The sequence below is a fragment of the Streptomyces sp. NPDC048584 genome, assembly GCF_043199595.1.
GTDB classification, from domain to species: domain Bacteria; phylum Actinomycetota; class Actinomycetes; order Streptomycetales; family Streptomycetaceae; genus Streptomyces; species Streptomyces edwardsiae.
In genome coordinates, this window is record NZ_JBICWF010000018.1 from 1 (window position 1) to 26,977 (window position 26,977).

Below are 26,977 nucleotides of genomic sequence, written 5' to 3' on the forward strand. Positions count from 1 at the left end.
CCGCTACGACAAGACGGCCACCATTTACCTGGCCGGACTGCACCTCGCCGCCATCTTCATCTGGTCGGCGAGGTGATCCGAAAGAAACGGCCTAGGGGGCGATCCCCGCGGCCTCCGGGACGGGTAGGGCGTGCGGAGCGTGAGGGGCGCACACAAGGTGACGAGTGCTCTGCTTTTTGCCTGGCCTTGACCGAAGCCCGTACAACCTTCCGCGACTTCCGTGCTGCCTCTGGCGCGCCTGTGACCTGCGGTCTTTCAATGGTCGGCACCATGGCTCTGATGGACGCGTTCACCCGGACCTCCCGGGGGCGAGGAAAGACGGCGGGCACCGCTCCCCCCGTCTCCGTCGTGCTGCCTCCCGACGACGAGGTGCTGCTCGACGCTCCCGACGACCTGCTGGGCCCGGCGCTGGTGGAGGCAGCCGGCGGTGACCCCGCGCCGGTCGCCGCACTGCTCGCCGCCACCCGGCGCGGCGGCTCCTGGGAGCAGCGGGACCGGTATGTGCGGCAGGTGGCCGCCTTCGCGCGTGCGCGGCCCGAGTGGCTGGATTTCTGGCGGGCCCGCGACCCGCGCGACCCCGACGGGCTGCTGGTGGACGCCCAGCGGGCGGTGGACCGCGCCTGGGAATCGCCGGCCCGGGCCGAACTGCTGCGTGAGGTGAGCCCGCGGATCACGGCCGCCGCGCGGGCGGACCACGGCGACCCGGTGCCATGGCGGCTCGCCCTGGACCACGCCCGTGGCGCGCGCGCCGGGCACACGTATTTCGAGGAGCTGTGGGAGGCGGCGGTCCGCCGCGCCCCGCACCACTACGGCTGCCATGTGGCGGCCCTGCGCTATCTGGCGGCCTCGTGGCACGGCTCGCACCGCGAGTGCTTCGACTTCGCCGATCTGGCCGCGCAGGACGCGCCGGAGGACTCGCTCACCCAGACGCTGCCGCTGCGGGCGGCGTTCGGCTATCTCACCGACCGCTGCGGTCCCGAGGTGCCGCGCGCCCGGCTGGACGTGGCCGCCGACCGCGCCGCCGCGCTGTCCGGCCGGCTGCCGGAGGGCCGGCCCTCACTGGCCGAGCCGCGCAATCTGCTGACGTACGTCCTGGTGCGGCTGGAACGCCGGCGGGACGCCCTGGAGCAGCTGAGGCTGACGGGACCGTACGCCACGTCCTTCCCCTGGGACCGGGAGGCGGACGATCCCCTGGGCCGATTCCTGGAGGTCCGGCAGAACGTGCGGGCGGCGGTCGCGTCGGGCTGTCCCGAGCGGGGTTCCGGCGCCCCGCCGGCGGCCTTCGACCGGCCGGGGAGTGAGTGGGGCGGTCGACTCCGCTTCGGCGCCCATTAGGCTCTTGGTTCGTGACGACCGTCCGGCTCCCGCTCTTCCCCCTGAACACGGTGCTGTTCCCGGGGCTCGTGCTTCCGCTCAACGTCTTCGAGGAGCGCTATCGCGCCATGATGCGCGAGCTGCTGAAGACCCCGGAGGACGAGCCGCGCCGGTTCGCCGTCGTGGCGATCCGCGACGGGCACGAGGTGGCGCCGAGCGCGCGCGGCCTGCCCGACCCGACGGCCGTGCCCGAGCGGGGCGCGGCGGCGGGCTTCGGCACGGATCCGCTGCGCGCCTTCCACAAGGTGGCCTGCGTCGCCGACGCGGCGACGGTCCGGGAGCGGGCCGACGGCACGTTCGAGGTGCTGGCGACCGGTACGACCCGGATCAGGCTGTTGTCCGTGGACGCCTCCGGGCCGTATCTGACGGCCGAGGCGGAGCCGCTGGAGGAGGATCCGGGCGACGAGGCGGGGGCGCTGGCCGAGGGGGTGCTGCGGTCCTTCCGCCAGTACCAGAAGCGGCTGGCGGGGGCGCGGGAGCGGTCGCTGACGTCCGGGGCGGACCTGCCGGACGAGCCCGGGGTCGTCTCCTACCTGGTCGCCGCCGCGATGATGCTGGACACGCCGACGAAGCAGCGGCTGCTGCAGGCGCCGGACACCGCGTCCCGGCTCCGTGACGAGCTGAAGCTGCTGCGGGCGGAGACGGCCGTCATCCGTCATCTGCCTTCACTGCCCGCGGTGGAACTGACAAGGGGGCCGACCAGCCAGAATTGACGCGAAACCGATGGGGTGCGCGGTGATCATCTGCCTAAGATCACTACGGCCATGATCATGGCCATGATCACGCGAATGCAGGAGGAACAACCCCATGAACCTTCGTAGCATCCTGACCGTCACCGCGGCCGTCGCGGCTGGTTCCGCACTGATGATCGCTCCCGCGCAGGCGTCCACGGGGGACGCCGTCCCGGCCTCGGAGACGGGCATCCAGGCCCGAGTCGAGTGCACGAGTCTGAGCAACGGCCAGCTCTGCATCTCCCTGGGCGCCGCCCCCCAGGACATCGCGGTCTTCTACACGAAGTCGGGCGGCTCGACGATCTCGGCGCAGCTGGGGTTCCGCAACTCCGCCGGAACCACCACCTGGGGACCGACCAAGAGCATCAGCGTGAACGAGCGGGCCAACAGCACGTGGACCATGAGCTACCCGTGCTCCCGTGACTACAAGGGCCTGATCAAGGTCTCCGGGCAGGGGACCTTCGAGACCCCCTGGGCGACCTGCTGACCCCGGGACGACCCCGGCGGTAGCACCCGCGGCCGCCTCCACCGGACACCTTTCCGGACGGAGGCGGCCGTCTCCCGTCGCGGCCCGTCTGGAAGGATGCGGCGGGTGGCGAAGAAGTCGAAGAAGCACCGGCGGGACGACGGCGCGCACGAAGCGCGCCCCCACACGGGGGGCGGCGGGCGACGGGCGGGAACGCCCGCGACGGTGGCGCTCACCACGGCCGGGGTGCCGTTCACGGTGCACTCCTACGACCACGATCCCGCCCACCCGTCCTACGGCGAGGAGGCGGCCGAGGCGATGGGCGTCTCACCGGACCGGGTCTTCAAGACACTGGTGGCGGACGTCGACGGCGCGCTGACGGTGGCAGTGGTCCCGGTGGCGGGGCAGCTGGACCTGAAGGCGCTGGCGGCGGCGGTGGGCGGCAAGCGGGCGTCGATGGCCGACCCGACCCTGGCAGAACGCACCACGGGCTATGTCCGGGGCGGCATCTCCCCCCTGGGCCAGCGCAAGAAGCTCCCCACGGTCGTGGACGAGTCGGCCACGGCCCACCCCACGATCTGCGTCTCAGCGGGCCGCAGGGGCCTGGAAGTGGAACTGACCCCCACAGCCCTGACCACCCTCACCGCAGCGACCCTGTCCCCGATCGCCCGCCCCTGACGGCCGCACTCCCCGCACCCCGCACTCCGCACTCCGCATTCCGCACTCCGCACTCCGCACTCCGCGGGCAATCGTGCCGCAGGGCGGCACGGGTGGGCGCGACGGCACCCCGTCAGCGCCGGGCCGCGCGAGCACCCCCCGCCCGGCACCGACACGCGGCACGCGACCCGACGCGCCCCGCCCCGACACGGCGCACCCGCCAGAGACCTACGCGCCCGGAATCTCGTACGGCCCCGCAGGGAACGGCTCAGGATCCCGGGGCCCGAACAACGCCGTCAGCCCGAGGTGCACCACCAACGCCCCGAACGGCCAGGCCAGCAACGCCCCCTTCGCCCCCAGCTTCAACGGCGCGTCGAACGTGACCCCCTTGCCCGCACTCCGCGCCTGCGCGACCACGTCGGACCCCGGCCCCAGCCACACCCCCAGCCGCCAGGCCAGCACCGACCCCAGCAGCCCCCCGACCGCCAGCGCCACCACCAGCGGCACACCTCCGCGCCGCCGCACCAGGAACACCACGACCGCGCTCACCGCCCCGAACGCCAGCGCCAGCAGCGAGAACGTCCCGTCCACGCCGATGCCCTGCTCGCCCTCGGAGTCCTTGAGGTAGACGACCCAGTTGCCGTCGAGCACCTCGCCCACCAGCGGCACGCGCGGCGCCAGCCACCACCACAGCACCCCGAGCAGCGCCCCGAGCGCCGCCACCGCCACCGCGGTCACGGCGGCCTCCCGCAACTCCGTCTTCATCCCGGGGCCGTCCTTCTCGTACCACCCGTCCTGCCGGGGGTATGCGGCGTGGCCGTTCCACCCGTACGGGGAGGAGGCCGCCGCCTGCTCGTGCGGAGGTGTCGGAGGCGTCGGTGGTGTCAAAGGAGCGCTCACCCCGCCATCGTGCCAGGCCCGGCTGTGTGGCGCGTCACCGGACGGCTGCCCTGCGGTACGCCCGGGTCGCGACGGCCAGCGAGAGCACGCCGACGACCCCGCACACGGCGAGGTCGGCGAGCACCCGCGTCCAGTCGGGGTGCGGTCCGAAGGTCCGTGCGAAGGCCTCGACGCCGTACGTCGACGGCAGCAGGTCCCGGGCGAGACGCACCACCTCCGGCATCCGCTCCGCGGGCAGGACGCCCAGCAGCAGCGCCGCCGACATGCCGAGCTGGCCCAGCAGTGTGGCGACCTCCGCGCGCGGCGCGAGCAGGCCGAGCGCCGCGCCGAGTCCGGCGAGCGCGGCCCCGGCGAGCGGGATCACGGCGGCGAGGACCCACAGGTTCGCCAGCGGCAGCCCGAACAGCACACAGCCGAAGACGGCGGTCACCACGGTCCCCGGCACGGTGAACGAGGCGTACGCGCCCGCCGCGCCGAGCACCACCGCCGCCGGCGGCACCGGCAGGGTGGCGTAGTGGTCGAGCCCGCCGCTGGCCCGCAGCTGCCCGAAGTACTGGGCGAGCAGGTTCAGCGCGACGAAGGCGACGACCAGGACCGCCGAGCCGGCGACCACGGCCTGCGCCTCGCCGCCGCCGTCGACGACCCCGCGCATCAGGATCATGATGCCGACCGACTGGAACGTGGCCACGAACAGCAGCGGGATCCGCGCGACCCGGGCCCGGGACAGCTGTGCCCGGTACACGGCGGCCATGGACGGCCACAGCCGCGCGCGGGGGCCGAGTCCGGCCGGCTCCGGCGCGGTCTCCTCCACGGCCAGGACACTGCCCGGCACGACTTCGGCGGGTACGACACTCACGTCGTGCTGCTCCCCTTCGTTCGGAGGTTCGCCCAAAACCACTGCGGCCCTGTTCCGTACGGATGCGGCGGACCGCGTGCTCACGCCTTCACCAGTCCCTGTCGTACGGCCCCGCCCAGGGCCAGGTAGACGTCCTCCAGGCTGGGCGTGGCGAGGGTGAAGTCGTCCAGGGCGGCGAAGGCGGCACCGCCGGTGACGGTGGCGACCACCGTACGGGCCTCCTCGGGCGCGAGCCGCAGGGTCCAGCGGCGGCCGGACTCGACGACGCGGTCGCGCAGCGCGGCGACCTCGGGTACGTGCAGGGGGGCCGCCTCGCGCCACACCAGGTCGACCCGGACCTCTCCGGCGACCTGTTCCTTGAGACCGGCCGGGGTGTCGCAGGCGATGACCCGGCCGCGGTCGAGGACGGCGACCCGGTCGAGGACGGTCTCGGCCTCGATGACGTTGTGGGTGACCAGCAGCACGGTGGTGCCGTGTTCGGCGCGGCGCCGGTCGACGGCGGACCAGACGGCGCGCCGGGCCACCGGGTCCATGCCGGTGGTGGGTTCGTCCAGGACGAGCAGGGGCCGCTCCCCCACCAGGGCGGCGGCGAAGCAGGCGAGCCGGCGCTGGCCGCCGGAGAGCTTCTTCAGGGGGCGTCCGGCGATCGGGGTGAGGCCCAGTTCTTCCAGGACGTCGTCCCGTTCCGCACGTGCCCGCCGGATGTCGAGTCCGCGCAGCCGGCCGGTGGTCTCGGCGGCGAGGGACACGGTCAGTTCGTCGAGGGCGCTGGACTCCTGCCCGAGGTAGGCGAGGATGCGGGCGGCGCGCTCGGGGTGGCGCACGATGTCGTGGCCGAGGATCTCGACGCTGCCGCGGTCGGGCCGCATCAGTCCGGTGAGCTGGCGGACGAGGGTGGACTTCCCGGCGCCGTTCGGCCCGAGCAGTCCGAAGATCTCACCGCGCCGGATGTCGAGCCCCACGTCATCGGTGGCCCGGACCTCGGGCGTCGCGGGCACCCCGCGCCGGCCGCGCACCGCCGGATACGTCTTGGTCAGCCCGCGCACCGCACACACGACGGCACCTCCGTGCCGAAACCCCTGTGCCGCGCGCATACTCACAAGCCCCGAGCCTACGGTGTCCCGCCCCCCACCCCACCCCCGGGTCACCCCACGGACCAAAGCCTCACTCCCCCGCGGGAGCCCTCTCCGTACCCGTACGGAGATCCAGCTCACGCCAGAACCCCGCCCGAATGGCGTAGCGATCCCGCTCATCGATCTGATCGTCCTTGTGCGCGAGCAGCCCGAACCGCGCCGCGTACCGCAACAGCTCCCCGTCCACCCGGTGCGGAATCCGCGGATACATCCCCGACAGCTTCTGGATCTGGCTCGGGTCCCCGAGCCGCTCCACCCACCGCCGCGCGAACACCTGGCCCACCTCGAAGGGATCCCCACCGACGGTGGTGATGTCCTCCTCCCGGTCCGCCCACCGCTGCTCCGCCGTGGTCAGTTGCGCGAGCGTCGGCATGGACGCCGCATCGGGCGGCTCCGCGGCCGGCCGGTCGACCCACCCCTTGTCGGACGACCACCGCAGCGTGGCGGAGGCCGGCTGCTGCGGCGGATGCGGCCCCCGCAGGGCGGCCAGGTCCTTCGGCGTGGGCACCCCCTTGCCCGCCCTCTCCGAGGTCCCGTTGTGCCCGGCGGCGGTGGGATGTTCGGGCTCCCGCACCGTCCGCTCCGCCGCCGCCCCCATCCCGGCGTCGGGCAGCGGCGCGGAGAGGATCGCGGCGATCTCCGGCCGGGGCACCGGCGGCGGCGCGCACACCCCGCCGAACTCCTTGGCCCGTACGGCCTGGGTGATCCACGCCCGGTCCAGCACCCGCCGCTCGTCGGCCTCGGCGACCAGATCCTCGGACTGGTTGTAGTCGCCGTCGGCGGCCTGCACGGCCCATAGGTGTACGGCGACGCCGTGCTCCTTCGCGGCCATCATGCCGGGCAGCAGATCACCGTCGCCGGTGACGAGCACGATGTCGGAACAGGCGCGGTTGCGGGCCAGTTCGGTCAGCTCGGCGTGCATGGCGGCGTCGACGCCCTTCTGCGCCCAGCGGCCGTCGCTGCGGGTCAGCGCGCCGAGCCGGACGGTGACCCGGGGCATCACGCGCAGCCTGCGGTGTTCGGGCTGCGGGACGCGGTCGGGGGCGCCGTCGAACCAGTAGATGCGCAGCAGCGGCTGCCGCGTGTCGGACTCGGCGCGCTCGCGCAGCCCTTGGATGAGAGCCGCGTGGTCGACGGTGATGCGGGACCGCGACGGCTCCCCGGCGAGGAGACTGGCGGCGGCCCCCAGCAGATACCCGGCGTCCACCAGGACGATGCAGCGGTCCACGCGATCCACCCTCTTTCCGGGAGGTTTGCTTCGGGCTTCCTTCGAGTCTGCCCGACCACACCGGGGTTAACGGCCGGAACTCGATCTTCGGCGTGGCGTTTCCACACTTCCTCCCCGATCACGCCGGTCACACACGGTAATTGTCCAACATGCGGCTGTGATTCGGCCGTGTGAATCTGGTCCCGGCCCTGGCCCCTAGTCCCCCTCAGGAGGCATCACCATGGCCAAGAACAAGAACCGTGAGCGTAAGCAGCCGCAGACCGAGCGCTCCCCGCGGTCGGCGCAGCAGTCGACGGTGGAGACGGCGGACGAGCACCGTCCCACCCAGGTCCTGCCCGGCGAGTCCGGCCAGGGCAGGGGCCGTCAGAAGCGCTTCGGCCACAACTGACCCGTAGCGGAACCCGGGCACACGACGAGGGGCGCACCCATCACAGGGTGCGCCCCTCGAGCGCGTCGGCCGGGCGCGGGTTCTCAGCCCGCCAGACAGGCCGGCCCGAGAAGGACCTTCAGATCGCCGAACAGGGCCGGGTCCGGCTTCACGCGGTGCCGGTCGAGGCGCAGCACGGTCGTCTTCGTCGGCCCCTGGAGCTTGATGCGGACCTCGCTGTCGCCCTTGTGGTGCGTGAGGATCTCGCCGAGCCGGCTGACCATGGGCGGGGTCACGCGGGTGGCCGGGATGGTGAGCACGACGGGCGCGTTGGTGCCGGCGTTGGACAGGTCGGGGACCATCAGTTCCATCGCGACCAGCCGCGGCACGTCCTCCCGCTTGTCGAGCCGGCCCTTGACGAAGACCACGGCGTCCTCGACGAGTTGTGTGGAGACGAGCTGGTACGTCGCCGGGAAGAACATGCACTCGATGGAGCCCGCGAGGTCCTCCACGGTGGCGATCGCCCAGGCGTTGCCCTGCTTGGTCATCTTGCGCTGGAGTCCGGAGATGATGCCGCCGATGGTGACGACCGCGCCGTCGCCGAAGTCGCCGCCGGTGAGCTGGGAGATGCCCGCGTCGGCCTTGTCGGACAGCACGTGCTCCAGGCCGAACAGCGGGTGGTCGGAGACGTAGAGCCCGAGCATCTCGCGCTCCTGGGCGAGCAGATACGTCTTGTCCCACTCCTCGGTGGTGAACTCCACGTCGAGTCCGAAGCCGGGCTCGTCGCTCGCCTCCTCGCCCATGCCTCCGAAGAGGTCGAACTGTCCCTCGGCCTCCTTGCGCTTGACCGCCACCACGTTGTCGATCATCGGCTCGTAGTGGGCGGTGAGGCCCTTGCGGGTGTGGCCCATCTCGTCGAAGGCGCCGGCCTTGATCAGCGACTCGGTGGTCCGCTTGTTGCAGGCGACGGCCTCGACCTTGTCGAGGTAGTCGGGGAAGGAGGCGTACTTTCCCTTGGCCTTGCGGCTCCTGATGATCGACTCGACCACGTTCGTACCGACGTTGCGCACGGCCTCCAGGCCGAAGAGGATCACGTCGTCGCCCTGGGCGGCGAAGTTGTGCACCGACTCGTTGACATTGGGCGGGAGGACCTTGATGCCCATGCGGCGGCACTCGTTGAGGTAGATCGCCGACTTGTCCTTGTCGTCCTTCACCGAGGTGAGCAGGGCGGCCATGTACTCGGCGGGGTAGTTCGCCTTGAGGTAGGCGGTCCAGTAGGAGACGAGTCCGTACGCGGCGGAGTGCGCCTTGTTGAAGGCGTAGCCGGCGAAGGGCACCAGGACGTCCCAGAGGGCCTGGATGGCTTCGTCGCTGTAGCCGTTCCTGCGGGCGCCGGCCTGGAAGATGGTGAAGTTCTTCGCCAGTTCCTCGGGCTTCTTCTTGCCCATCACACGGCGGAGGATGTCGGCCTCGCCGAGCGAGTAGCCGGCGATGATCTGGGCGGCCTTCTGCACCTGCTCCTGGTAGACGATCAGGCCGTAGGTGACCGCGAGGACCTCTTCGAGCGGTTTCTCGAGCTCCTTGTGGATCGGGGTGATCTCCTGGAGCTTGTTCTTGCGCAGCGCGTAGTTGGTGTGCGAGTCCATGCCCATCGGGCCGGGACGGTAGAGCGCGGAGACGGCGGAGATGTCCTCGAAGTTGTCCGGCTTCATCAGGCGCAGCAGGGAGCGCATGGGGCCGCCGTCGAACTGGAAGACGCCGAGGGTGTCGCCGCGCTGGAGGAGTTCGAAGGTCGTGGGGTCGTCGAGCGGCAGGCTCAGCAGGTCCAGGTCGACGCCCTTGTTGGCCTTCACCATCTTGACGGCGTCGTCCATGATGGTCAGGTTGCGCAGGCCGAGGAAGTCCATCTTCAGCAGGCCCAGCGACTCGCACTGGGGGTAGTCCCACTGGGTGATGGTCACGCCGTCGGTGTGCCGCACCCAGATGGGGGCGTGGTCGACGATGGGCTCGCTGGACATGATGACGCCGGCGGCGTGCACGCCCATCTGCCGCACCAGGCCCTCGACACCCTTGGCGGTGTCGATGACCTTCTTCACGTCCGGCTCGTTCTCGTACATCCCGCGGATCTCGCCGGCCTCGCCGTAGCGGGGGTGCGAGGGGTCGGTGATGCCGTTGAGGTCGATGCCCTTGCCGAGGACGTCGGCGGGCATGGCCTTGGTGAGACGATCGCCCATCGCGTACGGGTAGCCCAGCACGCGCGCGGAGTCCTTGATGGCGTTCTTCGCCTTGATCTTGCCGTAGGTGCCGATCATGGCGACCTTGTCGGCGCCGTACTTCTCCGTCACATAGCGGATCACCTCGACGCGCCTGCGCTCGTCGAAGTCGATGTCGACGTCGGGCATGGAGACGCGCTCGGGGTTGAGGAACCGCTCGAAGATCAGGCCGTGCGGGATGGGGTCGAGGTCGGTGATGCCCATGGCGTACGCGACGATCGAGCCGGCCGCGGAGCCGCGGCCGGGGCCGACCGCGATGCCGTTGTTCTTGGCCCACATGATGAAGTCGGCGACGACGAGGAAGTACCCCGGGAACCCCATCTGGATGATGACGTCCATCTCGTAGTCCGCCTGCTTCTGGCGGTCCTCGGGGACCTGGCCCGAGAAGCGGCGCTCCATGCCGCGGCGGACCTCCTCCTTGAACCAGCTGACCTCGGTGTAACCCTCGGGGATGTCGAACTTGGGCATCAGGTCGCGCTTCTCGAACATGCCCGTCGTGTCGACCATCTCGGCGATCAGGCGGGTGTTGGCGCAGCCCTGCTGCCAGGCGTCCGAGGAGTCGATGGCGTACATCTCGTCGGTGGACTTGAGGTAGTAGCCGGTGCCGTCGAACTTGAAGCGGTCGGGGTCGGAGAGGTTCTTGCCGGTCTGGATGCACAGCAGCGCGTCGTGGGCGGTCGCCTCGTGCGCGTATGTGTAGTGGGAGTCGTTGGTGACCAGGGGCGGGATGCCGAGCTTCCGGCCGATCTCGAGGAGGCCGTCGCGGACCCGGTGCTCGATCTCGATGCCGTGGTCCATCAGCTCCAGGAAGTAGCGGTCCTTGCCGAAGATGTCCTGGTAGTCGGCGGCGGCCTTGAGGGCCTCGTCGAAGTGGCCGAGGCGCAGCCGGGTCTGGACCTCGCCGGAGGGGCAGCCGGTGGAGGCGACGATGCCCTCGGACCACTGGCTGATGGTCTCCTTGTCCATCCGGGGCCACTTCTGCAGCCAGCCCTCGGCGTACGCGTCGGAGGAGAGCCGGAAGAGGTTGTGCAGACCGGTGCTGTTCACCGCCCACATCGTCTTGTGGGTGTAACCGCCGGAACCGGAGACGTCGTCCCGCTTCTGGTGCGGCTGGCCCCACTGGATCTTCCGCTTGTTGCGCCGGGACTCGGGCGCGACATAGGCCTCGATCCCGATGATCGGGGTGACTCCGGCCTTCTGGGCGGAGTGGAAGAAGTCGTACGCCCCGTGCAGGTTGCCGTGGTCGGACATGGCGATGTGCGACATGCCCATCTCGTTGCAGGCGTCGAACATGTCCTTGAGCCGCGCGGCACCGTCCAGCAGCGAGTACTGGGTGTGGACGTGCAGGTGCGTGAACGGCGGCTTCGACACGGTGCGGCCTCCAAGGAGAACGGTCGGCGACGGGGGAGCGGACAGTCCGGGGGACAGCGTCGAAGTCTATGCCCCGGCACTGACACTCCGGGCGTCCGCGGACGTACCTTCGGGCGGGGCGCGGGCACTCCCGCGCACCGTCACACGTTAGGCAGGCGACGGATCAGCCGTCCCGCAGACTTTTGGCACCAGGAGGCACTCAGCGATGTCGGTACCGCAGCTCAACGACGAGCACCGCGGTGAGGAGATCCTCGCCGTTCTCGACACCGCGTTCGGCGAACTGCTGGCCGCCGACCCGGCCGCGTTCCGCGTGAAGTTCCGCAAGATGGCGGCCTCGGCGTTCGCCTTCTACCGCGGTACGGCGTGCCTCTTCTACCACGACCTCACCATGTCCGGTCAGTTCGGCTCGAAGCGGGGCGGACCGTACCTGGACGACCGCACCTCGCGCGTGTGGATCCACGGCGATCTCCACGCGGAGAACTTCGGTACGTACATGGATTCGAACGGCCGGCTGGTCTTCAACGTCAACGACTTCGACGAGGCCTATGTCGGCCCCTTCACCTGGGACCTCAAGCGCTTCGCGGCCTCCGTGGCGCTGATCGGCTACGCGAAGGCCCTCAGTGACGAGCAGATCACCGAGCTGGTCACGATCTACACGGCCGCCTACCGGGAGCGGATCCACGCGCTGGCGACGGGCGCGAAGAGCGACGAGGTGCCGCCGTTCACGCTGGACACCGCGCAGGGGCCGCTGCTCGACGCGCTGCGCGACGCGCGTTCGCTGACCCGGTTCGGGCTGCTGGACTCGATGACGGTGATCCGTGACTTCGAGCGCCGGTTCGCCTCCGGCGGCGGCGCGGTCGAGCTGGACGCCGCGACCCGTTACAAGGTGCTCGCGGCCTTCGACGGCTATCTGGAGACCCTGCCGGACTCCTCGCTGGCCCGCCCGGACTCCTACCGGGTGAAGGACGTCGTGGGCCGCCGGGGCATCGGCATCGGCTCGGCGGGGCTGCCGTCGTACAACATCCTCCTGGAGGGTCACAGCGACGCCCTGGAGAACGATGTGGTGATCTACATCAAGCAGGCCCAGACCCCGGCCGTCTCCCGGCACATCACGGACCGGGCGATCCAGGAGTACTTCCGGCACGAGGGGCACCGCACGGTGATCTCCCAGCGCGCCCTCCAGGCGCACGCCGACCCGTGGCTGGGCTGGACCGAGCTGGACGGCGCGGGCCAGCTGGTCGCCGAGGTGTCGCCTTACGCCGTGGATCTGGACTGGGGCGACATCGACGACCCGGAGGAGATCGCCCTGGTCGTCGCCGACCTCGGCCGGGCGACGGCGACGATGCACGCGGCGGCGGACGACACGTCCGGCGAGTCCCTGGTGCCGTTCTCCACCGAGCGCGCCATCGACGCCGCGATCGCCGCGGACGAGGAGTCCCTGGTCCCCCTCCTGGTCGAGTTCGCGCACGACTACGGGGCCCGCGCGCGCGGCGACCACCAGATCTTCCTGGACCTGTTCCGCAACGGCAGGATTCCGGGCCTGTAACCATCCGCACATCCACAGGAACCCTTTAGGGATCCCTTACCGGAGCACGTGACACACTCGTTCCCGCCATGGACATATCCGGAACCCAGCTCAGAGCCGTTCGCGCGGCGCTGTTCACGGCCGTCGTCGTGACGCTCAGCGCCGCGTCGCACGTGCTGCTGTCCGGGGTTCCGCTGCCGCTGAACACGGTGGCCGTGATCGCCGCCGCCGTGTTCGCACTGGCGTACGCCCTGGCGGGGCGGGAGCGTTCCTTCGGGCGGATCGCCGCCCTGCTGATCCCGCTGGAACTGGCCGCCGACACCGTCTTCACCACCGGCCAGCACGTCTGTTACGGCCGGATGGGCGGCCCGGTCGCGGGCCCGCTGCGTTCCTTCGGCCTCGACGTGCTGTGCGGTGACGGAACCGGGGTGGGCGTGCCGCTCGCCCAGGTCACCGGCTCCGCCGCCGGGGGCGGCGACCGCCTGGCGGTGCTCCTCGCCCAGGCCGACCCGGCGGTCGCCTGGGCGCTGCTGGGCGCGCACATCGGGGTGGGGCTCTTCGCCGCCGCGTGGCTGCGCCGTGGCGAGCGGGCGCTGGTGCAGGTGCTGAGCGCGGTGGCGGCCACGGCTTCGACGGCGGTCCGGCCGCTGCTGCTGGCGGTCGCGGCGGTGACCGTGCGCCGCGCCCCCGAGGTCCGCCGTCCGGCCCGGACCCCGGCCCGTACCGCCACGGCGCGGACCCTGGTCCTCGCCCACTCCCTGGGACGCCGCGGACCGCCGTGCTCCGTCACCTTCGCCTGAGGCGCTCCCGCCCCGGCGAACACCCCGAGCACCAGCAGTCCCCCCTTACGTCATCCCGCACACGACCCGTGTGCGCGTCCCCGTGGAGACATCACCATGAGCAAGCGGAACAGCCAGGCGGCGAAGTCGGCGGCCCGAGAGCGGCTGCGCGTGGAGCGCGAGCGCCAGGCGAAGAAGTCGAAGATCAAGCGGCAGCTCGTCGTCGCCGCGTCGGTCGTCGGTGTGCTGGCCGCGGCCGGCGGCATCGGCTACGCGGTCGTCCAGGCCAACAAGCCGGACTACTGGGAGGCGGCGAAGAACGACAAGCTCGTCAAGCCGGCCAACACCAGCGGTGAGAACGGCACGACCGTCGTCGTCGGCAAGTCCGACGCGAAGAAGACCCTGGAGCTGTACGAGGACCCGCGGTGCCCGGTCTGCGCCTCGTTCGAGCAGACGGTCGGCAAGACCATCGAGAAGGACGTCGAGGACGGCAAGTACAAGATCCGCTTCATAGGCGCCTCGTTCCTGGACCGCGGCCTGACCGGTGAGGGCTCCAAGAACGCCCTGAGCGCGCTGGGCGCCGCGCTGAACGTCGGCCCCGACGCGTTCCTCGCCTACAAGAGCGCGCTCTACTCGGCCGAGTACCACCCCGAGGAATCGGACGACAAGTTCGCCGACGACGCGTACTTGATCAAGGTCGCCGACACGGTCGACGCCCTGAAGAACAACAAGGCCTTCCAGACGGCCGTGAAGGACGGCACCTACGACAAGTGGGCGCTGGAGATGTCCGACGTGTTCGACAACACCGAGGGCGTCCGGGGCACCCCGACGCTGATGATGGACGGCAAGAAGGTCACCGGCTCCGACGGGGAGAACGCGCCCATGACGGTGGACGAGTTCAACACGGCCGTCGACGCGGCGCTGAAGGCCTGAACCCCGGCCGTTCGACCGTGTGACGGTTCCCTGGTTCAGTCGTCCAGCGAGTCGAGGAAGCCGAGCGCCACCCGCCAGGTGGCCTCGGCGGCCTCCTCGTCGTAGTCCGGCAGATCGGAGTCCGTGTAGAGGTGCCCCGCGCCCGCGTACCGGTACACCTCGACGTCCGCGCCGGCCCGGCCCATCCGCAGATACCAGGCGCTCAGCCAGTCGTCGGTCTCGAACGGGTCCGGCTCGGCGACGTGCAGCTGCACCGGCAGTTCGTCCACCGAGGCGGTCTCCGCGATGTCCGACGTCCCGTGCAGAAGCAGCAGTCCGCGCGCCTTGCCGTCGCCCAGAGCCAGCGTCTGCGCCACGGCGGCGCCCAGGGAGAAGCCGGCGTACACCAGCCCGCGCTCCGAGTAGGGCGCGGCGGCCAGCACGGCCCGCTTCAGCAGCTCCTCCTTGCCGATCCCGTCCTTGTACGCCCTGGCTTCCTCGACCTCGTCGAACGTGCGGCCCTCGAAGAGGTCGGGCGTCCACACCTCGTGTCCGGCGGCACGCAGCCGGTCCGCGGCCCGGTGCACCGCGGGCCGCAGACCGAAGGTCGAGTGAAAGAGCATGATGTTCATGAGGCCATGGTGCCAGCCCGGTGTGACGGGGACGGATCGCGGCACTACCCGGGATCGTGCGGAAGTCACATGTTCAGACCCGGCCCGGGGCGGTTACGTTCGGGGGCATGGATGACGTGCTCCGCCCATTGATCGTGGTCGGCGGCTCGGTCGTGCTCACCCTGCTGCTCGGCTGGGCCACCGACCTGCTGCTGCGCAAGGCCGACGAACGCCACCACGAGACCCCGCTGTGGGGCCTGCTGCGCCGCGGCCGGATCCCCTACCAACTGGTGCTGTTCGCGGCGCTGCTGAGAGGTTCGTACGACGAGGCACAGCTGCTGGAGGACCACGAGGCAGGCCTCGGGCGTGCCCTGACGCTGGTGCTGATCGGATCGGCCGCCTGGCTGGCGATCAGGATCGCGGCCGCCGTCGTGGAGACCACGTACACGCGCTACGCCAGCAACCACCGCGAACGCGATCCCGCCCGGGTCCGCCGGGTGCGCACCCAGGTGACGCTGATCCGGCGGGTGGTCTCCGCCGTCGTCGGTGTGGTGGCGGTGGCCGCGATGCTGCTGACCTTCCCCGCGATGCGCGCGGCCGGGGCCTCGCTGCTGGCCTCGGCCGGAATCCTCGGCATCGTCGCCGGTGTGGCCGCCCAGTCCACGCTGGGCAATATGTTCGCCGGGCTGCAGATCGCCTTCGGCGACATGGTGCGCATCGGCGACACGGTGGTCGTGGACGGCGAGTGGGGCACGGTCGAGGAGATCACGCTGACCTTCCTGACCGTGCGCACCTGGGACGAGCGCCGGATCACCATGCCTGTGTCGTACTTCACGTCCCAGCCGTTCGAGAACTGGTCGCGCGGGACACCGCAGATGACGGGCACCGTCTTCTGGCATCTCGACCACTCGGCCCCGCTGGACGCGATGCGCGTAAGGCTCCGGGACATCCTGCGGGAGTGCCCGGCCTGGGACGGCCGCGCGTTCAACCTGACCGTGACGGACAGCACCCCCAGCACCATGGAGGTGCGGGCGCTGGCGACGGCCAAGGACGCGGACGACATCTGGACGGTACGGGTCACGGTCCGCGAGCAGATGCTCCGCTGGCTGGCCGCCGAACACCCCTACGCCCTGCCCAAGGTCAACGCGTCCGACGCGGTGCCGCCGCCCGGCCGGCGGGAACACCGCTCGTCCGACGGCGTACCGGCGGCCCGCCGCGTGCACCCGCATCCGCGGGAGCGCTGACCGCCGCTCAGTGTCCGCGTTCGGCGCCGCCGTTGACCTGAATGATCTGCGAGGTGATGTGTCCGGCGCCCGGGGAGGCGAGCCAGTGCAGGGTCGCTGCGACGTCCCCGGGCGTTCCCGCGCCCCCTTCTCGAGCGGCCGAGACGGGCGGTGCGGGGGGGAGAGAGAACCCCCGGAAAGGATCAGCGCAAGCTGCGCACATCCAGATGCCGCAGCACCCGGTCGACGACCTCCGGATCCGCCCCCGCCTCACTGCGCGCCGCGAGCACCTCGTGCCGCGCCGCGCTCAGCATCTCCCGCTGAATCTCCCGCACCCGCTTCAGCCGCCGCGCCCGCTGCCGGTGCGCCTCCCGCCGTTCGTCCGCCGCGAGGTCGGGGCTGATCCGCACTCCGATGTCGAACGCGCTGCGCAGCATCTGCTCGGACAGATCCTCCGGCAGGTCCTCGACCTCCTCGATCTCCCGCAGCCTGCGTTTCGCAGCCTTGGCCGCCCTTACGGCCAGGTCGTGCTCGAACTCCTTCTCGCGCCCGGAGTCGGCGCGCACGCCCAGCTTCCCCACCAGCCACGGGAGGGTCAGCCCCTGCACCAGCAGGGTCGCCATGATGACGCCGAACGCGATGAAGACGATCTCGCCCCGGCCGGGGAAGTCCGCTCCGGCGTCGGTCTCCAGCGGGATGGCGAGCGCCAGTGCGACCGAGGCCACCCCGCGCATCCCGGCCCACCACATCACCACCGTCTCGCGCCAGCTCACCGGGATCTCCTCGGCGGTGTCCCGCGCGGCGTGCAGCCGTTGCGTCAGCCAGGTCGCCGGCAGCAGCCACAGCAGCCGTACCAGGACGACCACGCCCACGATCGCGGCCGCCCAGGCCAGCAGTTCGCCCCAGTGGCCGGCCGCGGTCTTCACCGCGTTGTGCAGTTCGAGCCCGACCAGCCCGAACGCGACGCCGGTGACCAGGGTGTCGACGATGTCCCAGAAGGTGTGCCCGGCGAGCCGGGTCATGACGTCGTCGGCGTCGGTGGCGTACTCGACGAGGAACAGCGCCGTGGTGAGCACGGCCAGCACACCCGAGCCGTGCAGCTCCTCGGCCAGCACGTAGGAGGCGTACGGCACCAGCAGGCTGAGCCCGATCTGCAGGGTCGCGTCCCCGAGGAGGTCCATCAGCTTGTTGGCGCCCCAGCCCAGCGCGAGCCCGACCGCCACCGCCACCACGGCCGAGAGCACCAGGTCGAGTCCGGCGTCCCAGGCGGAGAAGCTGCCGCCGACGGCGGCGGCGATCGCCACGTTGTAGAGGACGATCGCCGTGACGTCGTTGAACAGTCCCTCGCCCTCGAGGATCGACACCAGCCGGCGGGGCAGTCCCAGCTTCCCGGCGACGGCGGTCGCCGCGACCGGGTCGGGCGGCGCGACCAGGGCGCCGAGGGCGAAGGCGGCGGCGAGCGGCAGCCCCGGCACGATCGCGTGGGCGACGGCGGCCACGCACAGCATGGTGACGAAGACCAGCGCCACCGCGAGCAACAGGATCGGTCTGACGTTCGCCGCGAACTGCCGCCAGGAGGTCCGCCGTACGGCGGCGTAGAGCAGGGGCGGCAGCAGCAGCGGGAGGATCAGGTCGGGCGGGATGTCGACGTTCGGTACGAACTCCACCAGCGCCAGTACGGCCCCGAGGACCGTCATCAGCACCGGCGCGGGCAGCCCGAGCCGCTCCCCGACCGGGACACTCACCACGGCCCCGAGCAGCAGGGCGAACAGCAGGGTCAACTGATCCACGGTGAGGTCTCCGGGCGGATCGACGGACGGCGGGCGGATCTCCAGCGTGCCATGCCGACGCCCCCGCCCGGCCGTTCGCGCCCTCCGCTACAGAACGCGCCGCATCGCCCGGTGCGGCATCCCCGCGTCCGGGAACTCGGGCCCGTAGGCCTTGTAGCCCAGCCGCTCGTAGAAACCGAGGGCGTGGGTCTGGGCGTGCAGGTCCACGGCGGTGAGGCCCCGCGCGCGGGCGGCCTCCTCGATGGCGCGCACCAGCGCCGCGCCGACGCCCAGGCCGCGCGCCTCGCGGGTCACCGCGAGCCGGCCCAGCGAGCCGACGGCCGGGTCGCCGCCGTTCTTCGCCGCGGCGGCCTCACCGTGCAGCAGCCGGCCGGTGCCGAGGGGGATGCCGTCCTCCCCCATCGCCAGCACATGGACGGCGTCGGCGTCGTGGGCGTCGTACTCGATGTCCTCGGGGACGCCCTGCTCGGCGACGAAGACGTCCTTGCGGACCGCGAAGCAGGCCTCACGGTCGGCGGGCGCCCCGGCCACACGGACGGTGTAGGTCCCGCTCACGCGTAGGTCTCCTCGCGGACCTGGTCCAGCGCCTGCCGCAGGTCGTCGGGGTACTCGCAGGAGAACTCCACCCACTGGCCGTCGCCGGGGTGCTCGAAGCCGAGCCGTACGGCGTGCAGCCACTGGCGGGTCAGGCGCAAGCGCTTGGCGAGGGTCGGATCGGCGCCGTAGGTCAGGTCGCCGACGCAGGGGTGCCGGTGGGCGGCCATGTGGACGCGGATCTGGTGGGTGCGGCCGGTCTCCAGCTTGACGTCGAGGAGGGACGCGGCGCGGAACGCCTCGATGAGGTCGTAGTGCGTGACGGACGGCTTGCCCTCGGCGGTGACCGCCCACTTGTAGTCGTGCTGCGGGTGGCGGCCGATGGGGGCGTCGATGGTGCCGCTGGTCGGGTCCGGGTGGCCCTGGACGAGGGTGTGGTAGCGCTTGTCGACCGTGCGCTCCTTGAACTGGCGCTTCAGCGACGTGTACGCGCGCTCCGACTTGGCGACGACCATCAGTCCCGAGGTGCCCACGTCGAGGCGGTGCACGATGCCCTGGCGCTCGGCGGCGCCGGAGGTCGAGATGCGGTACCCGGCTGCGGCGAGACCGCCGATCACCGTCGGGCCGTTCCAGCCGGGCGAGGGGTGGGCGGCGACGCCGACGGGCTTGACGATCACCACCACGTCGTCGTCGTCGTGCACGATCTCCATGCCCTCGACCGGCTCCGCGACGACCTGCACCGGCGCGGGTGCCTGCGGCATCTCCACCTCGAGCCAGGCGCCGCCGCTGACCCGCTCGGACTTGCCGACCACCGACCCGTCGACCGTGACCTTCCCCGCGGCGGCGAGTTCGGCCGCCTTGGTACGGGAGAAGCCGAACATGCGGGAGATGGCGGCGTCGACACGCTCGCCCTCCAGGCCGTCGGGCACGGGCAGGGTACGGATCTCGGGAATCGTGCTCACCCGTCGAGTATGCCGGACGGGCCGGACGGCGCCGTACGCGCGTTCAGTCCTTGTGGACGGTGCCGTCCGGATCGAGGCCCCGGAACGACAGCAGCACGATCAGGATGCCGCCGCACACGATCGCCGAGTCCGCCAGGTTGAACACGGCGAAGTGCTTGGGCGCGATGAAGTCGACCACCGCGCCCTCGAAGACGCCCGGCGAGCGGAAGATCCGGTCGGTGAGGTTGCCGAGGGCGCCGCCGAGCAGCAGGCCCAGCGCGATCGCCCACGGCAGGCTGTAGAGCTTGCGGGCGAGGCGGATGATCACCACGATCACGGACGCGGCGATCACCGTGAAGATCACGGTGAAGGCCTCGCCGAAGCCGAAGGCCGCTCCCGCGTTGCGGATCGCCTCGAACCTCAGCCAGTCGCCGACGATCTCGATGGGCTCCTGGTGCTCCAGCTCGGCCACCACGATCATCTTGCTGATCAGATCGAGGGCGTACGCGAACACGGCGACGGCGAACAGCACGGCGATCCGCCGCTTGCCGCGGGGCCGCGCGGTCTCCGCCGCCGTCTCCTGGGCGCCGGCGGCTTCCTGTTCCTCCCGGTCCGCGTCCGGGGTGTCCGGCGTACCGATGATGCGCTCCGCCTCTGCCACGTGAGTCCCTCAACCCTAGGTACCTGACTGAAGGACGAGGGTACGGCACGTCCCGCGCGTGCGCCGATCAGTACCGGCGCTCCTGCTTCTGCTTGCACTCGACGCACAGGGTGGCCCGGGGAAATGCCTGCATACGGGCCTTTCCGATGGGGTTGCCGCAGTTCTCGCAGAGGCCGTAGGTACCGGCGTCGAGGCGCTGCAGGGCGCGCTCGAACTGGCTGAGCATCTCGCGCGCGTTCGCGGCGAGCGCTAGTTCGTGCTCACGCGTGATGTTCTTGGTGCCGGTGTCGGCGTCGTCGTCGCCCGCGCCGTCGCCGGAGTCCCGCATCAGGCCGGCCAGCGACCGCTCGGAGGCGGCGATCTCCTCGCGCAGCCGCAGCACCTCGGAGGTCAGCTCGGCCCGCGCCTCCTCGACCTCGTCCGTGGTCCACGGATCCTCACCCGGACGTACCGCGAGGTCGCCGGGATCCACCACACCGATCCGGGCCTTGGGTACGGGGCTCTTCGCCGCCGTGGCCGTGCCAGGAGTCTTCTTCGCACTCACCGTCGTCGCTCCCGTCTGCGCCGCGGCATCCGCCGCGCCCGCGTCCTCGGCCGCGCTGTGCCCGGCCACATCCTGTACGCCCCCGCCCCGCCGCCCCGCCCCGGCCGCCTTCTCGGCGGCAGCCGTCCCGGCGGTGCCCTTCGTCGTTCCGCTCGCCCCTTCACCGGACGCTTCCGCCACCGCCTTCTTCGCGGACGCCTCCCGCGTGGGCGCGGTTCTCGCGGACGTCTTCTTCGCGGAGGTCTTCCCACGCGACGCCTCGCGCGCGGGCGCCCTCTCGGCGGGGGTCTCCCCGGCCTGTGCCTTGTCCGTCGGCGGGGTCCGCCGGGTGGGGGACCTCTTCGGCGCCGGCTCGGCGCCGGATGCCGCAGTCTCCAGTGGCACGTCCGGGCTTCCGGCCCCGCCGGTGTGAGCGGGTCCGGGCCTGCCGGACGGTGCCGGCTGCTGTACGGCGGGCTTCTTCGCCACCATGGCCGCGGCCCCTTCACATATTGTGATCTTGCACGCGAATCGTGCTGGGACGATAAATCGACTCGAGTCCCACGGCAACGGGGCGCACCGCCCGATTCCCCCTCCCCGCGGACGCCGCGCGGCGAGCATGCATGCGTTGTGCCCAGCTCCCCGCCGGGTATGCCGCCGAGGGGCACGTCCCGCCATTCGGGGCAGAATCCGGTCGGCCGCCGCCCGCGCCGCGCCGTACACTGGGCGGAGCGAAAAGCGTGGATGGGGACGAGTAGCGGCGTACGCAGCCCAGAGCGACCCGGGGACGGTGTGAGCCCGGGGGCGAGCGCGATGTGAAGATCACCCCGGAGCCGCCGGAGGAAACCCCTGCCCAGGGGCGTAGAACCGGTATCGCGACCCCAATGAGGGGGCTCACCGGAGCACACGACGCACCGGGGGGCCAAGGAGGGTGGTACCGCGGGAGCGCGCCGTCGGAGGCGCAGGATCGACACAGCTCTCGTCCCTCCGGACGGAAGGCAGCAAGTCCGCCGGAGGAAGCCCGCTGATGACAACGCCGACGTACCGCCAGGTACCCGCCCAGGTCGACCTGCCCGCCCTCGAGCACGCGGTGCTCGACTTCTGGCGCGAGCAGAAGATCTTCGCCAAGAGCCTGGAGCAGTCCGAGGGACGCCCCGAATGGGTGTTCTACGAGGGCCCGCCCACGGCCAACGGCATGCCCGGCGCCCACCACATCGAGGCCCGCGTCTTCAAGGACGTCTTCCCCCGCTTCCGCACCATGCGCGGCTACCACGTGGCCCGCAAGGCCGGCTGGGACTGCCACGGCCTGCCCGTGGAGCTGGCCGTCGAGAAGGAGCTCGGCTTCTCCGGCAAGCAGGACATCGAGGCGTACGGCATCGCCGAGTTCAACGCCAAGTGCCGCGAGTCGGTGACCCGCCACACCGACGCCTTCGAAGAGCTCACTACGCGCATGGGCTACTGGGCGGACCTCCAGGACCCGTACCGCACGATGGACCCGGAGTACATCGAGTCCGTCTGGTGGTCGCTGAAGGAGATCTTCGCCAAGGGCCTGCTGGTCCAGGACCACCGCGTCGCCCCCTGGTGCCCCCGCTGCGGCACCGGCCTGTCCGACCACGAGCTGGCGCAGGGATACGAGACGGTCGTCGACCCGTCCGTCTACGTCCGCTTCCCGCTGACCTCCGGCCCGCTGGCCGGCGAGGCCGCGCTCCTGGTGTGGACGACCACGCCGTGGACCCTGGTCTCCAACACGGCCGTCGCCGCCCACCCGGACGTCACCTACGTCGTCGCGACGAAGGGCCCCGGCGGGGAGAAGCTGGTCGTCGCCGAGCCGCTGGTCGCCAAGGCGCTCGGCGAGGACTGGGAGACCACCGGGCAGTCCTTCACCGGCGCCGAGATGGAGCGCTGGACGTACCGGCGCCCCTTCGAGCTGGTGGAGTTCCCGGAGCCGGCCCACTACGTGGTCAACGCCGAGTACGTCACCACCGAGGACGGCACGGGTCTGGTCCACCAGTCCCCCGCCTTCGGCGAGGACGACCTCAGGGTCTGCCGCGCCTACGGCCTGCCCGTCGTCAACCCCGTCCGCCCCGACGGCACCTTCGAGGAGGACGTCCCCCTGGTCGGCGGTGTCTTCTTCAAGAAGGCCGACGAGAAGCTCACCGCGGACCTCGACGAGCGCGGCCTGCTGTTCCGGCACATCCCGTACGAGCACAGCTACCCGCACTGCTGGCGCTGCCACACCGCGCTGCTCTACTACGCGCAGCCGTCCTGGTACATCCGCACCACGGCCGTCAAGGACGCGCTGCTGCGGGAGAACGAGAACACCAACTGGTTCCCGGACACGGTGAAGAACGGCCGTTACGGCGACTGGCTGAACAACAACATCGACTGGGCGCTGTCCCGCAACCGCTACTGGGGCACCCCGCTGCCCATCTGGCGCTGCGAGGACGACCACCTCACGGTCGTCGGCTCCCGCGCCGAGCTCACCGAGCTGACCGGCACCGACCAGTCGGGGCTGGACCCGCACCGCCCGTACATCGACGAGGTCACGTTCGCCTGCCGCCACGACGGCTGCGGGAAGACGGCCACGCGCGTGCCGGAGGTCATCGACGCCTGGTACGACTCGGGTTCGATGCCGTTCGCGCAGTGGGGCTACCCGTACAAGAACAAGGAGCTGTTCGAGGCCCGCTACCCGGCGCAGTTCATCTGCGAGGCCATCGACCAGACCCGCGGCTGGTTCTACACGCTGATGGCCATCGGCACGCTGGTCTTCGACAAGTCGTCGTACGAGAACGTCGTCTGCCTCGGTCACATCCTCGCCGAGGACGGCCGCAAGATGTCCAAGCACCTGGGCAACATCCTGCAGCCGATCCCGCTGATGGACCAGCACGGCGCGGACGCGGTCCGCTGGTTCATGGCAGCCGGCGGTTCCCCCTGGGCGGCCCGCAGGGTGGGCCACGGCACCATCCAGGAGGTCGTCCGCAAGACCCTGCTGACGTACTGGAACACGGTCGCCTTCCAGGCCCTGTACGCCCGTACGTCGAACTGGGCGCCGAGCGAGGCCGACCCGGCCCCGGCCGACCGCCCGGTCCTGGACCGCTGGCTGCTCTCCGAACTGCACGCCCTCACCGACCAGGTGACGCAGGCGCTGGACGGCTACGACACCCAGCGCGCCGGCAAGCTGCTGTCCGCGTTCGTCGACGACCTGTCCAACTGGTACGTCCGCCGCTCCCGGCGCCGCTTCTGGCAGGGCGACAAGGCCGCGCTGCGCACCCTGCACGAGGTCGTGGAGACGGTCACCAGGCTGATGGCCCCGCTGACCCCCTTCATCACGGAGCGGGTCTGGCAGGACCTGATCGTCCCGGTCACCCCGGGCGCCCCGGAGTCGGTGCACCTGTCCTCGTGGCCCCGGGCGGACCTGTCCGCGATCGACCCGGCGCTGTCCAAGCAGATGGTGCTGGTGCGCCGGCTCGTGGAGCTGGGCCGGGCCACGCGCGCCGAGTCGGGCGTGAAGACCCGCCAGCCGCTGAAGCGCGCGCTGATCGCGGCGGGCGGCTTCGGCACCCTCGGCCCCGAGCTGCACGCGCAGATCACGGAGGAGCTGAACGTCGAGTCGCTGGCGTCGCTGTCCGAGGTGGGCGGCTCGCTGGTGGACACCACGGCGAAGGCCAACTTCCGTGCGCTGGGCAAGCGGTTCGGCAAGCGGGTCCAGGACGTGGCCAAGGCGGTCGCGAACGCGGACGCCGCGGCCCTGTCGCTGGCGCTGCGCGAAGGCACGGCCTCGGTGGACGTCGACGGTGAGACGGTCGCCCTCGCTCCCGACGAGGTGATCATCACGGAAACCCCGCGCGAGGGCTGGTCGGTGGCGTCCGACGCCGGTGCGACGGTCGCGCTGGACCTGGAGATCACGGAGGAGCTGCGCCGGGCGGGCCTCGCGCGTGACGCGATCCGCCTCATCCAGGAGGCCCGCAAGAACAGCGGGCTCGATGTGGCGGACCGGATCGCGCTGCGCTGGACGGCCACGGACCCGGCGACGGTCGCCGCACTGTCGGAGCACTCCGCGCTGATCGCCGACGAGGTTCTCGCGACGGACTTCGCCCAGGGCGAGGCGGACGACGCATTCGGCACCCCGTTCACGGACGAGCCCCTGACCCTCACCTTCCAACTCCGCAAGGCATAACGCCGTCAAGGGGCGCGGGGCCGTATCGACATGCGGCTCCGCCGCGTGGGCGCGACCAGCCACACGCGACCCGCGGTCGCCCGGCCACCTGCCCCCCAGACGGGAAGGCGCACACACCGACGGCCGGGGTCCACCAAGAATCTTGGTGGACCCCGGCCGTCGGCATTGCGTACGTCGGACACAACACCCGGGCCCGAACAAACACCCCGAACCCGCCTCAACCAAGCGTAGCGAAAGGGCGGGGCCCCGGGTTCGTGAACCCGGGGCCCCGCTCCTGAACACTGCCGACTGCTACGCCGTACTCATGGCCACACGGCCGTCAGTTGTCGTCCTCGTCAATGAGGAACCCGCGCATCGGCGAGGGTGCCTGACCCATCGGCGACGGCCCCTGCGGACGCACGGGCGCCATCGGCTGGGTCATCGCCGGCTGCATCTGCTGCTGGCCGCCGTACGACGGGCCGGGCTGCCCGGGGCCGCCCATCCCCTGGTTGCCGCCGTAGGACGGCGCACCGGCGCCGGCCGGAGCCATCGAGGGCGCCGGGGACGGCGGCAGCGACGGCGCGGCGCTCGCGGGCTGACGCGGCGGGGCGAGCGAGTCGTCCGCCTGCGTCTCCAGCTGGCGCAGCTGCGACTCCAGGTAGGACTTCAGGCGCGTGCGGTACTCGCGCTCGAAGCCGCGCAGGTCCTCGACCTTGCGCTCCAGCGTGGCGCGGGCGGACTCCAGGGAGCCCATCGCGACGCGGTGCTTCTCCTGCGCGTCCCGCTCCAGGGCGTCGGCCTTGGCACGGGCGTCCCGCTCCAGACCCTCGGCACGCGAACGCGCCTCGCCCACGATCTTGTTGGCCTCGGAACGGGCCTCCGCGATCGCCTGGTCGGCCGTCTGCTGGGCCAGCGACAGAACGCGCGCGGCGCTGTCGCCACCGGGGCCGCCCTGACCGGGACCGCCCATGGGGCCGCCCTGACCGGGTCCGCCCATGGGACCGCCCATGGGACCACCCATCGGGCCGCCAGGGCCCATCTGCCCCTGCATCGGGCCGCCATGGCCCATCGGCCCGTGGCCCTGGCCCATGGGGCCGGGACCCTGCGGGCCGCCCTGTCCGCCGGGGCCGGCGGGCAGTTGAGGAGCACCGCTCGGCAGCTGGGGCGGGCCACCCATGGGGCCACCCATCTGCTGCTGCGGCGGGCCCGATATGCCGGCGGGCACAGGAGCGCCGGGACCTCGCATGCCCTGCTGCGGCATGCCCTGCTGCGGCATCCCCTGTCCGGGCATCCCCTGCTGGGGCATCCCCTGCTGAGGCATGCCCTGCTGGGGCATCCCCGGGGGCGGGCCCTGCTGTTGCTGCTGGTCCTGAGGCTCGGGGGGCTTGCGCATGTTCTGCTGGTTCTGGGCAGCGGCGCGCGTGGCCGCGGCCAGCTTGGCGCGCAGGTCCTCGTTCTCGCGGAGCAGGCGCGTCAGTTCGGCTTCGACCTCATCGAGGAAGGCATCGACCTCGTCCTCGTCATAGCCTTCTCGGAGGCGGACGGTCGTGAACTGCTTGTTCCGCACGTCCTCGGGGGTCAACGGCATCTCTTCACCTCAACGTAGTCATCGGCAGTCGGCAAGACCGTATCGTCCACAGTCACCCCACGAACTTGCCCACGAGCATGATCAGGATGTAGACGATGATCATCAGGACGAAGAACGACAGGTCGAGCGCCACGCCCCCGAGACGCAGCGGCGGGATGAACCGCCGCAGAAGCTTCAGCGGTGGATCGGTGACAGTGTAGGTGGCCTCCAGGACGACCACCATCGCCTTGCCGGGTTGCCATGAGCGGGCGAACTGGAACACGTAGTCCATGACCAAACGGAAGATGAGCACGATGAGGAACACCATCAGCGCGATGTAGATCACCTGCGCGAACACGCTCATGGCCTGCTTTTCCCTCTCCCCTGTACTGCTGCGTC

At 71.3% G+C, this 26,977-nt stretch carries 23 protein-coding genes and 1 pseudogene; 10 read left to right on the forward strand and 14 right to left on the reverse strand.

Annotated features, from left to right (window positions below):
- The first annotated feature begins 258 nt into the window (after positions 1-258).
- The 4 genes from ACGFR9_RS31160 to ybaK all read left to right on the forward strand — a co-directional run bounded on the left by ACGFR9_RS31160 (position 259) and on the right by ybaK (position 3,249).
- Complete coding sequence (locus tag ACGFR9_RS31160; RefSeq protein ID WP_393215158.1) at positions 259-1,335, forward strand: hypothetical protein; 1,077 nt, start codon at positions 259-261, stop codon at positions 1,333-1,335.
- Between the two features lie 11 nt (positions 1,336-1,346).
- Complete coding sequence (locus tag ACGFR9_RS31165) at positions 1,347-2,087, forward strand: LON peptidase substrate-binding domain-containing protein (RefSeq protein WP_393215161.1); 741 nt, start codon at positions 1,347-1,349, stop codon at positions 2,085-2,087.
- 94 nt (positions 2,088-2,181) lie between these two features.
- Positions 2,182-2,592: a hypothetical protein gene (locus ACGFR9_RS31170; RefSeq protein WP_030228343.1), complete on the forward strand. Its 411-nt coding sequence runs from the start codon at positions 2,182-2,184 to the stop codon at positions 2,590-2,592.
- A 105-nt stretch (positions 2,593-2,697) separates the two neighbouring features.
- Positions 2,698-3,249 carry a Cys-tRNA(Pro) deacylase gene (gene ybaK, locus ACGFR9_RS31175; RefSeq protein WP_393215163.1) on the forward strand — a complete coding sequence of 184 codons (552 nt, stop codon included), beginning with the start codon at positions 2,698-2,700 and terminating at the stop codon, positions 3,247-3,249.
- A gap of 207 nt (positions 3,250-3,456) precedes the next feature.
- Here ybaK and ACGFR9_RS31180 read toward each other — a convergent pair whose 3' ends face one another.
- From ACGFR9_RS31180 to ACGFR9_RS31195, 4 genes are all read right to left on the reverse strand, one after another.
- Positions 3,457-4,128, reverse strand: coding sequence for an AAA family ATPase (locus ACGFR9_RS31180; RefSeq protein ID WP_393215166.1), 672 nt, complete (start codon positions 4,126-4,128; stop codon positions 3,457-3,459).
- 34 nt (positions 4,129-4,162) lie between these two features.
- On the reverse strand, positions 4,163-4,984 hold the full coding sequence (locus tag ACGFR9_RS31185) for an ABC transporter permease (protein ID WP_393215169.1): 822 nt from the start codon (positions 4,982-4,984) through the stop codon (positions 4,163-4,165).
- Between the two features lie 80 nt (positions 4,985-5,064).
- Complete coding sequence (locus ACGFR9_RS31190; RefSeq protein WP_393215171.1) at positions 5,065-6,039, reverse strand: ABC transporter ATP-binding protein; 975 nt, start codon at positions 6,037-6,039, stop codon at positions 5,065-5,067.
- A gap of 109 nt (positions 6,040-6,148) precedes the next feature.
- The gene (locus tag ACGFR9_RS31195; RefSeq protein WP_393215174.1) at positions 6,149-7,345 is read right to left on the reverse strand and encodes an NYN domain-containing protein; all 1,197 of its coding nucleotides are present in this window, start codon (positions 7,343-7,345) and stop codon (positions 6,149-6,151) included.
- Between the two features lie 220 nt (positions 7,346-7,565).
- On the opposite strand from ACGFR9_RS31195, the gene ACGFR9_RS31200 reads away from it, so the two are divergent.
- Complete coding sequence (locus ACGFR9_RS31200; RefSeq protein ID WP_393215177.1) at positions 7,566-7,733, forward strand: hypothetical protein; 168 nt, start codon at positions 7,566-7,568, stop codon at positions 7,731-7,733.
- Positions 7,734-7,816: 83 nt separating this feature from the next.
- On the opposite strand, the gene dnaE is transcribed toward ACGFR9_RS31200, so the two are convergent.
- A complete protein-coding gene (gene dnaE, locus ACGFR9_RS31205) occupies positions 7,817-11,356 on the reverse strand; it encodes a DNA polymerase III subunit alpha (RefSeq protein ID WP_030228326.1) in 3,540 nt (1,179 codons plus the stop codon).
- Between the two features lie 205 nt (positions 11,357-11,561).
- On the opposite strand from dnaE, the gene ACGFR9_RS31210 reads away from it, so the two are divergent.
- From ACGFR9_RS31210 to ACGFR9_RS31220, 3 genes are all read left to right on the forward strand, one after another.
- Positions 11,562-12,902, forward strand: a complete 1,341-nt coding sequence (locus ACGFR9_RS31210) for a DUF2252 domain-containing protein (protein ID WP_393215180.1) — start codon at positions 11,562-11,564, stop codon at positions 12,900-12,902.
- 68 nt (positions 12,903-12,970) lie between these two features.
- Positions 12,971-13,681, forward strand: a complete 711-nt coding sequence (locus ACGFR9_RS31215) for a hypothetical protein (RefSeq protein WP_393215183.1) — start codon at positions 12,971-12,973, stop codon at positions 13,679-13,681.
- 96 nt (positions 13,682-13,777) lie between these two features.
- Positions 13,778-14,593, forward strand: coding sequence for a DsbA family protein (locus ACGFR9_RS31220; RefSeq protein WP_393215186.1), 816 nt, complete (start codon positions 13,778-13,780; stop codon positions 14,591-14,593).
- Positions 14,594-14,628: 35 nt separating this feature from the next.
- On the opposite strand, the gene ACGFR9_RS31225 is transcribed toward ACGFR9_RS31220, so the two are convergent.
- A complete protein-coding gene (locus ACGFR9_RS31225; RefSeq protein ID WP_393215189.1) occupies positions 14,629-15,204 on the reverse strand; it encodes a dienelactone hydrolase family protein in 576 nt (191 codons plus the stop codon).
- Positions 15,205-15,311: 107 nt separating this feature from the next.
- Here ACGFR9_RS31225 and ACGFR9_RS31230 point away from each other — a divergent pair, with 107 nt between their 5' ends.
- Positions 15,312-16,427, forward strand: coding sequence for a mechanosensitive ion channel family protein (locus tag ACGFR9_RS31230; RefSeq protein WP_393215192.1), 1,116 nt, complete (start codon positions 15,312-15,314; stop codon positions 16,425-16,427).
- 7 nt (positions 16,428-16,434) lie between these two features.
- On the opposite strand, the pseudogene ACGFR9_RS31235 reads toward ACGFR9_RS31230, so the two are convergent.
- The 6 genes and pseudogenes from ACGFR9_RS31235 to ACGFR9_RS31260 form a co-directional block, all read right to left on the reverse strand.
- A pseudogene (locus ACGFR9_RS31235) lies at positions 16,435-16,554 on the reverse strand (oxidoreductase); the annotation flags it as partial.
- A 55-nt stretch (positions 16,555-16,609) separates the two neighbouring features.
- Complete coding sequence (locus tag ACGFR9_RS31240) at positions 16,610-18,196, reverse strand: Na+/H+ antiporter (protein WP_393215195.1); 1,587 nt, start codon at positions 18,194-18,196, stop codon at positions 16,610-16,612.
- A gap of 87 nt (positions 18,197-18,283) precedes the next feature.
- Positions 18,284-18,751, reverse strand: coding sequence for a GNAT family N-acetyltransferase (locus ACGFR9_RS31245; protein WP_393215198.1), 468 nt, complete (start codon positions 18,749-18,751; stop codon positions 18,284-18,286).
- A complete protein-coding gene (locus tag ACGFR9_RS31250; RefSeq protein WP_393215201.1) occupies positions 18,748-19,692 on the reverse strand; it encodes an RluA family pseudouridine synthase in 945 nt (314 codons plus the stop codon). The genes ACGFR9_RS31245 and ACGFR9_RS31250 overlap by 4 nt, the downstream gene beginning before the upstream one ends.
- Positions 19,693-19,735: 43 nt before the next feature.
- Positions 19,736-20,332, reverse strand: a complete 597-nt coding sequence (gene lspA, locus ACGFR9_RS31255; protein WP_393215204.1) for a signal peptidase II — start codon at positions 20,330-20,332, stop codon at positions 19,736-19,738.
- Positions 20,333-20,399: 67 nt separating this feature from the next.
- Positions 20,400-21,347, reverse strand: a complete 948-nt coding sequence (locus tag ACGFR9_RS31260) for a TraR/DksA C4-type zinc finger protein (protein ID WP_393215207.1) — start codon at positions 21,345-21,347, stop codon at positions 20,400-20,402.
- A 535-nt stretch (positions 21,348-21,882) separates the two neighbouring features.
- On the opposite strand from ACGFR9_RS31260, the gene ileS reads away from it, so the two are divergent.
- Positions 21,883-25,032 carry an isoleucine--tRNA ligase gene (gene ileS, locus ACGFR9_RS31265; protein WP_393215210.1) on the forward strand — a complete coding sequence of 1,050 codons (3,150 nt, stop codon included), beginning with the start codon at positions 21,883-21,885 and terminating at the stop codon, positions 25,030-25,032.
- A gap of 319 nt (positions 25,033-25,351) precedes the next feature.
- Here ileS and ACGFR9_RS31270 read toward each other — a convergent pair whose 3' ends face one another.
- Together ACGFR9_RS31270 and ACGFR9_RS31275 are read right to left on the reverse strand one after the other, a co-directional pair.
- Complete coding sequence (locus ACGFR9_RS31270) at positions 25,352-26,599, reverse strand: DivIVA domain-containing protein (RefSeq protein WP_393215213.1); 1,248 nt, start codon at positions 26,597-26,599, stop codon at positions 25,352-25,354.
- Between the two features lie 52 nt (positions 26,600-26,651).
- Positions 26,652-26,942, reverse strand: coding sequence for a YggT family protein (locus ACGFR9_RS31275; protein ID WP_030228292.1), 291 nt, complete (start codon positions 26,940-26,942; stop codon positions 26,652-26,654).
- Positions 26,943-26,977: the final 35 nt, after the last annotated feature.

Bases quoted from the DNA above. Each gene is read 5' to 3' on its own strand.
- ACGFR9_RS31170 (WP_030228343.1), top strand. From the start codon at position 2,182: ATGAACCTTCGTAGCATCCTGACCGTCACCGCGGCCGTCGCGGCTGGT.
- ACGFR9_RS31225 (WP_393215189.1), bottom strand. From the start codon at position 15,204: ATGAACATCATGCTCTTTCACTCGACCTTCGGTCTGCGGCCCGCGGTG.
- ACGFR9_RS31200 (WP_393215177.1), top strand. From the start codon at position 7,566: ATGGCCAAGAACAAGAACCGTGAGCGTAAGCAGCCGCAGACCGAGCGC.
- ACGFR9_RS31275 (WP_030228292.1), bottom strand. From the start codon at position 26,942: ATGAGCGTGTTCGCGCAGGTGATCTACATCGCGCTGATGGTGTTCCTC.
- ACGFR9_RS31210 (WP_393215180.1), top strand. From the start codon at position 11,562: ATGTCGGTACCGCAGCTCAACGACGAGCACCGCGGTGAGGAGATCCTC.
- ACGFR9_RS31215 (WP_393215183.1), top strand. From the start codon at position 12,971: ATGGACATATCCGGAACCCAGCTCAGAGCCGTTCGCGCGGCGCTGTTC.
- ACGFR9_RS31260 (WP_393215207.1), bottom strand. From the start codon at position 21,347: ATGGTGGCGAAGAAGCCCGCCGTACAGCAGCCGGCACCGTCCGGCAGG.
- ACGFR9_RS31230 (WP_393215192.1), top strand. From the start codon at position 15,312: ATGGATGACGTGCTCCGCCCATTGATCGTGGTCGGCGGCTCGGTCGTG.
- ACGFR9_RS31270 (WP_393215213.1), bottom strand. From the start codon at position 26,599: ATGCCGTTGACCCCCGAGGACGTGCGGAACAAGCAGTTCACGACCGTC.
- ACGFR9_RS31160 (WP_393215158.1), top strand. From the start codon at position 259: ATGGTCGGCACCATGGCTCTGATGGACGCGTTCACCCGGACCTCCCGG.
- ACGFR9_RS31220 (WP_393215186.1), top strand. From the start codon at position 13,778: ATGAGCAAGCGGAACAGCCAGGCGGCGAAGTCGGCGGCCCGAGAGCGG.
- ileS (WP_393215210.1), top strand. From the start codon at position 21,883: ATGACAACGCCGACGTACCGCCAGGTACCCGCCCAGGTCGACCTGCCC.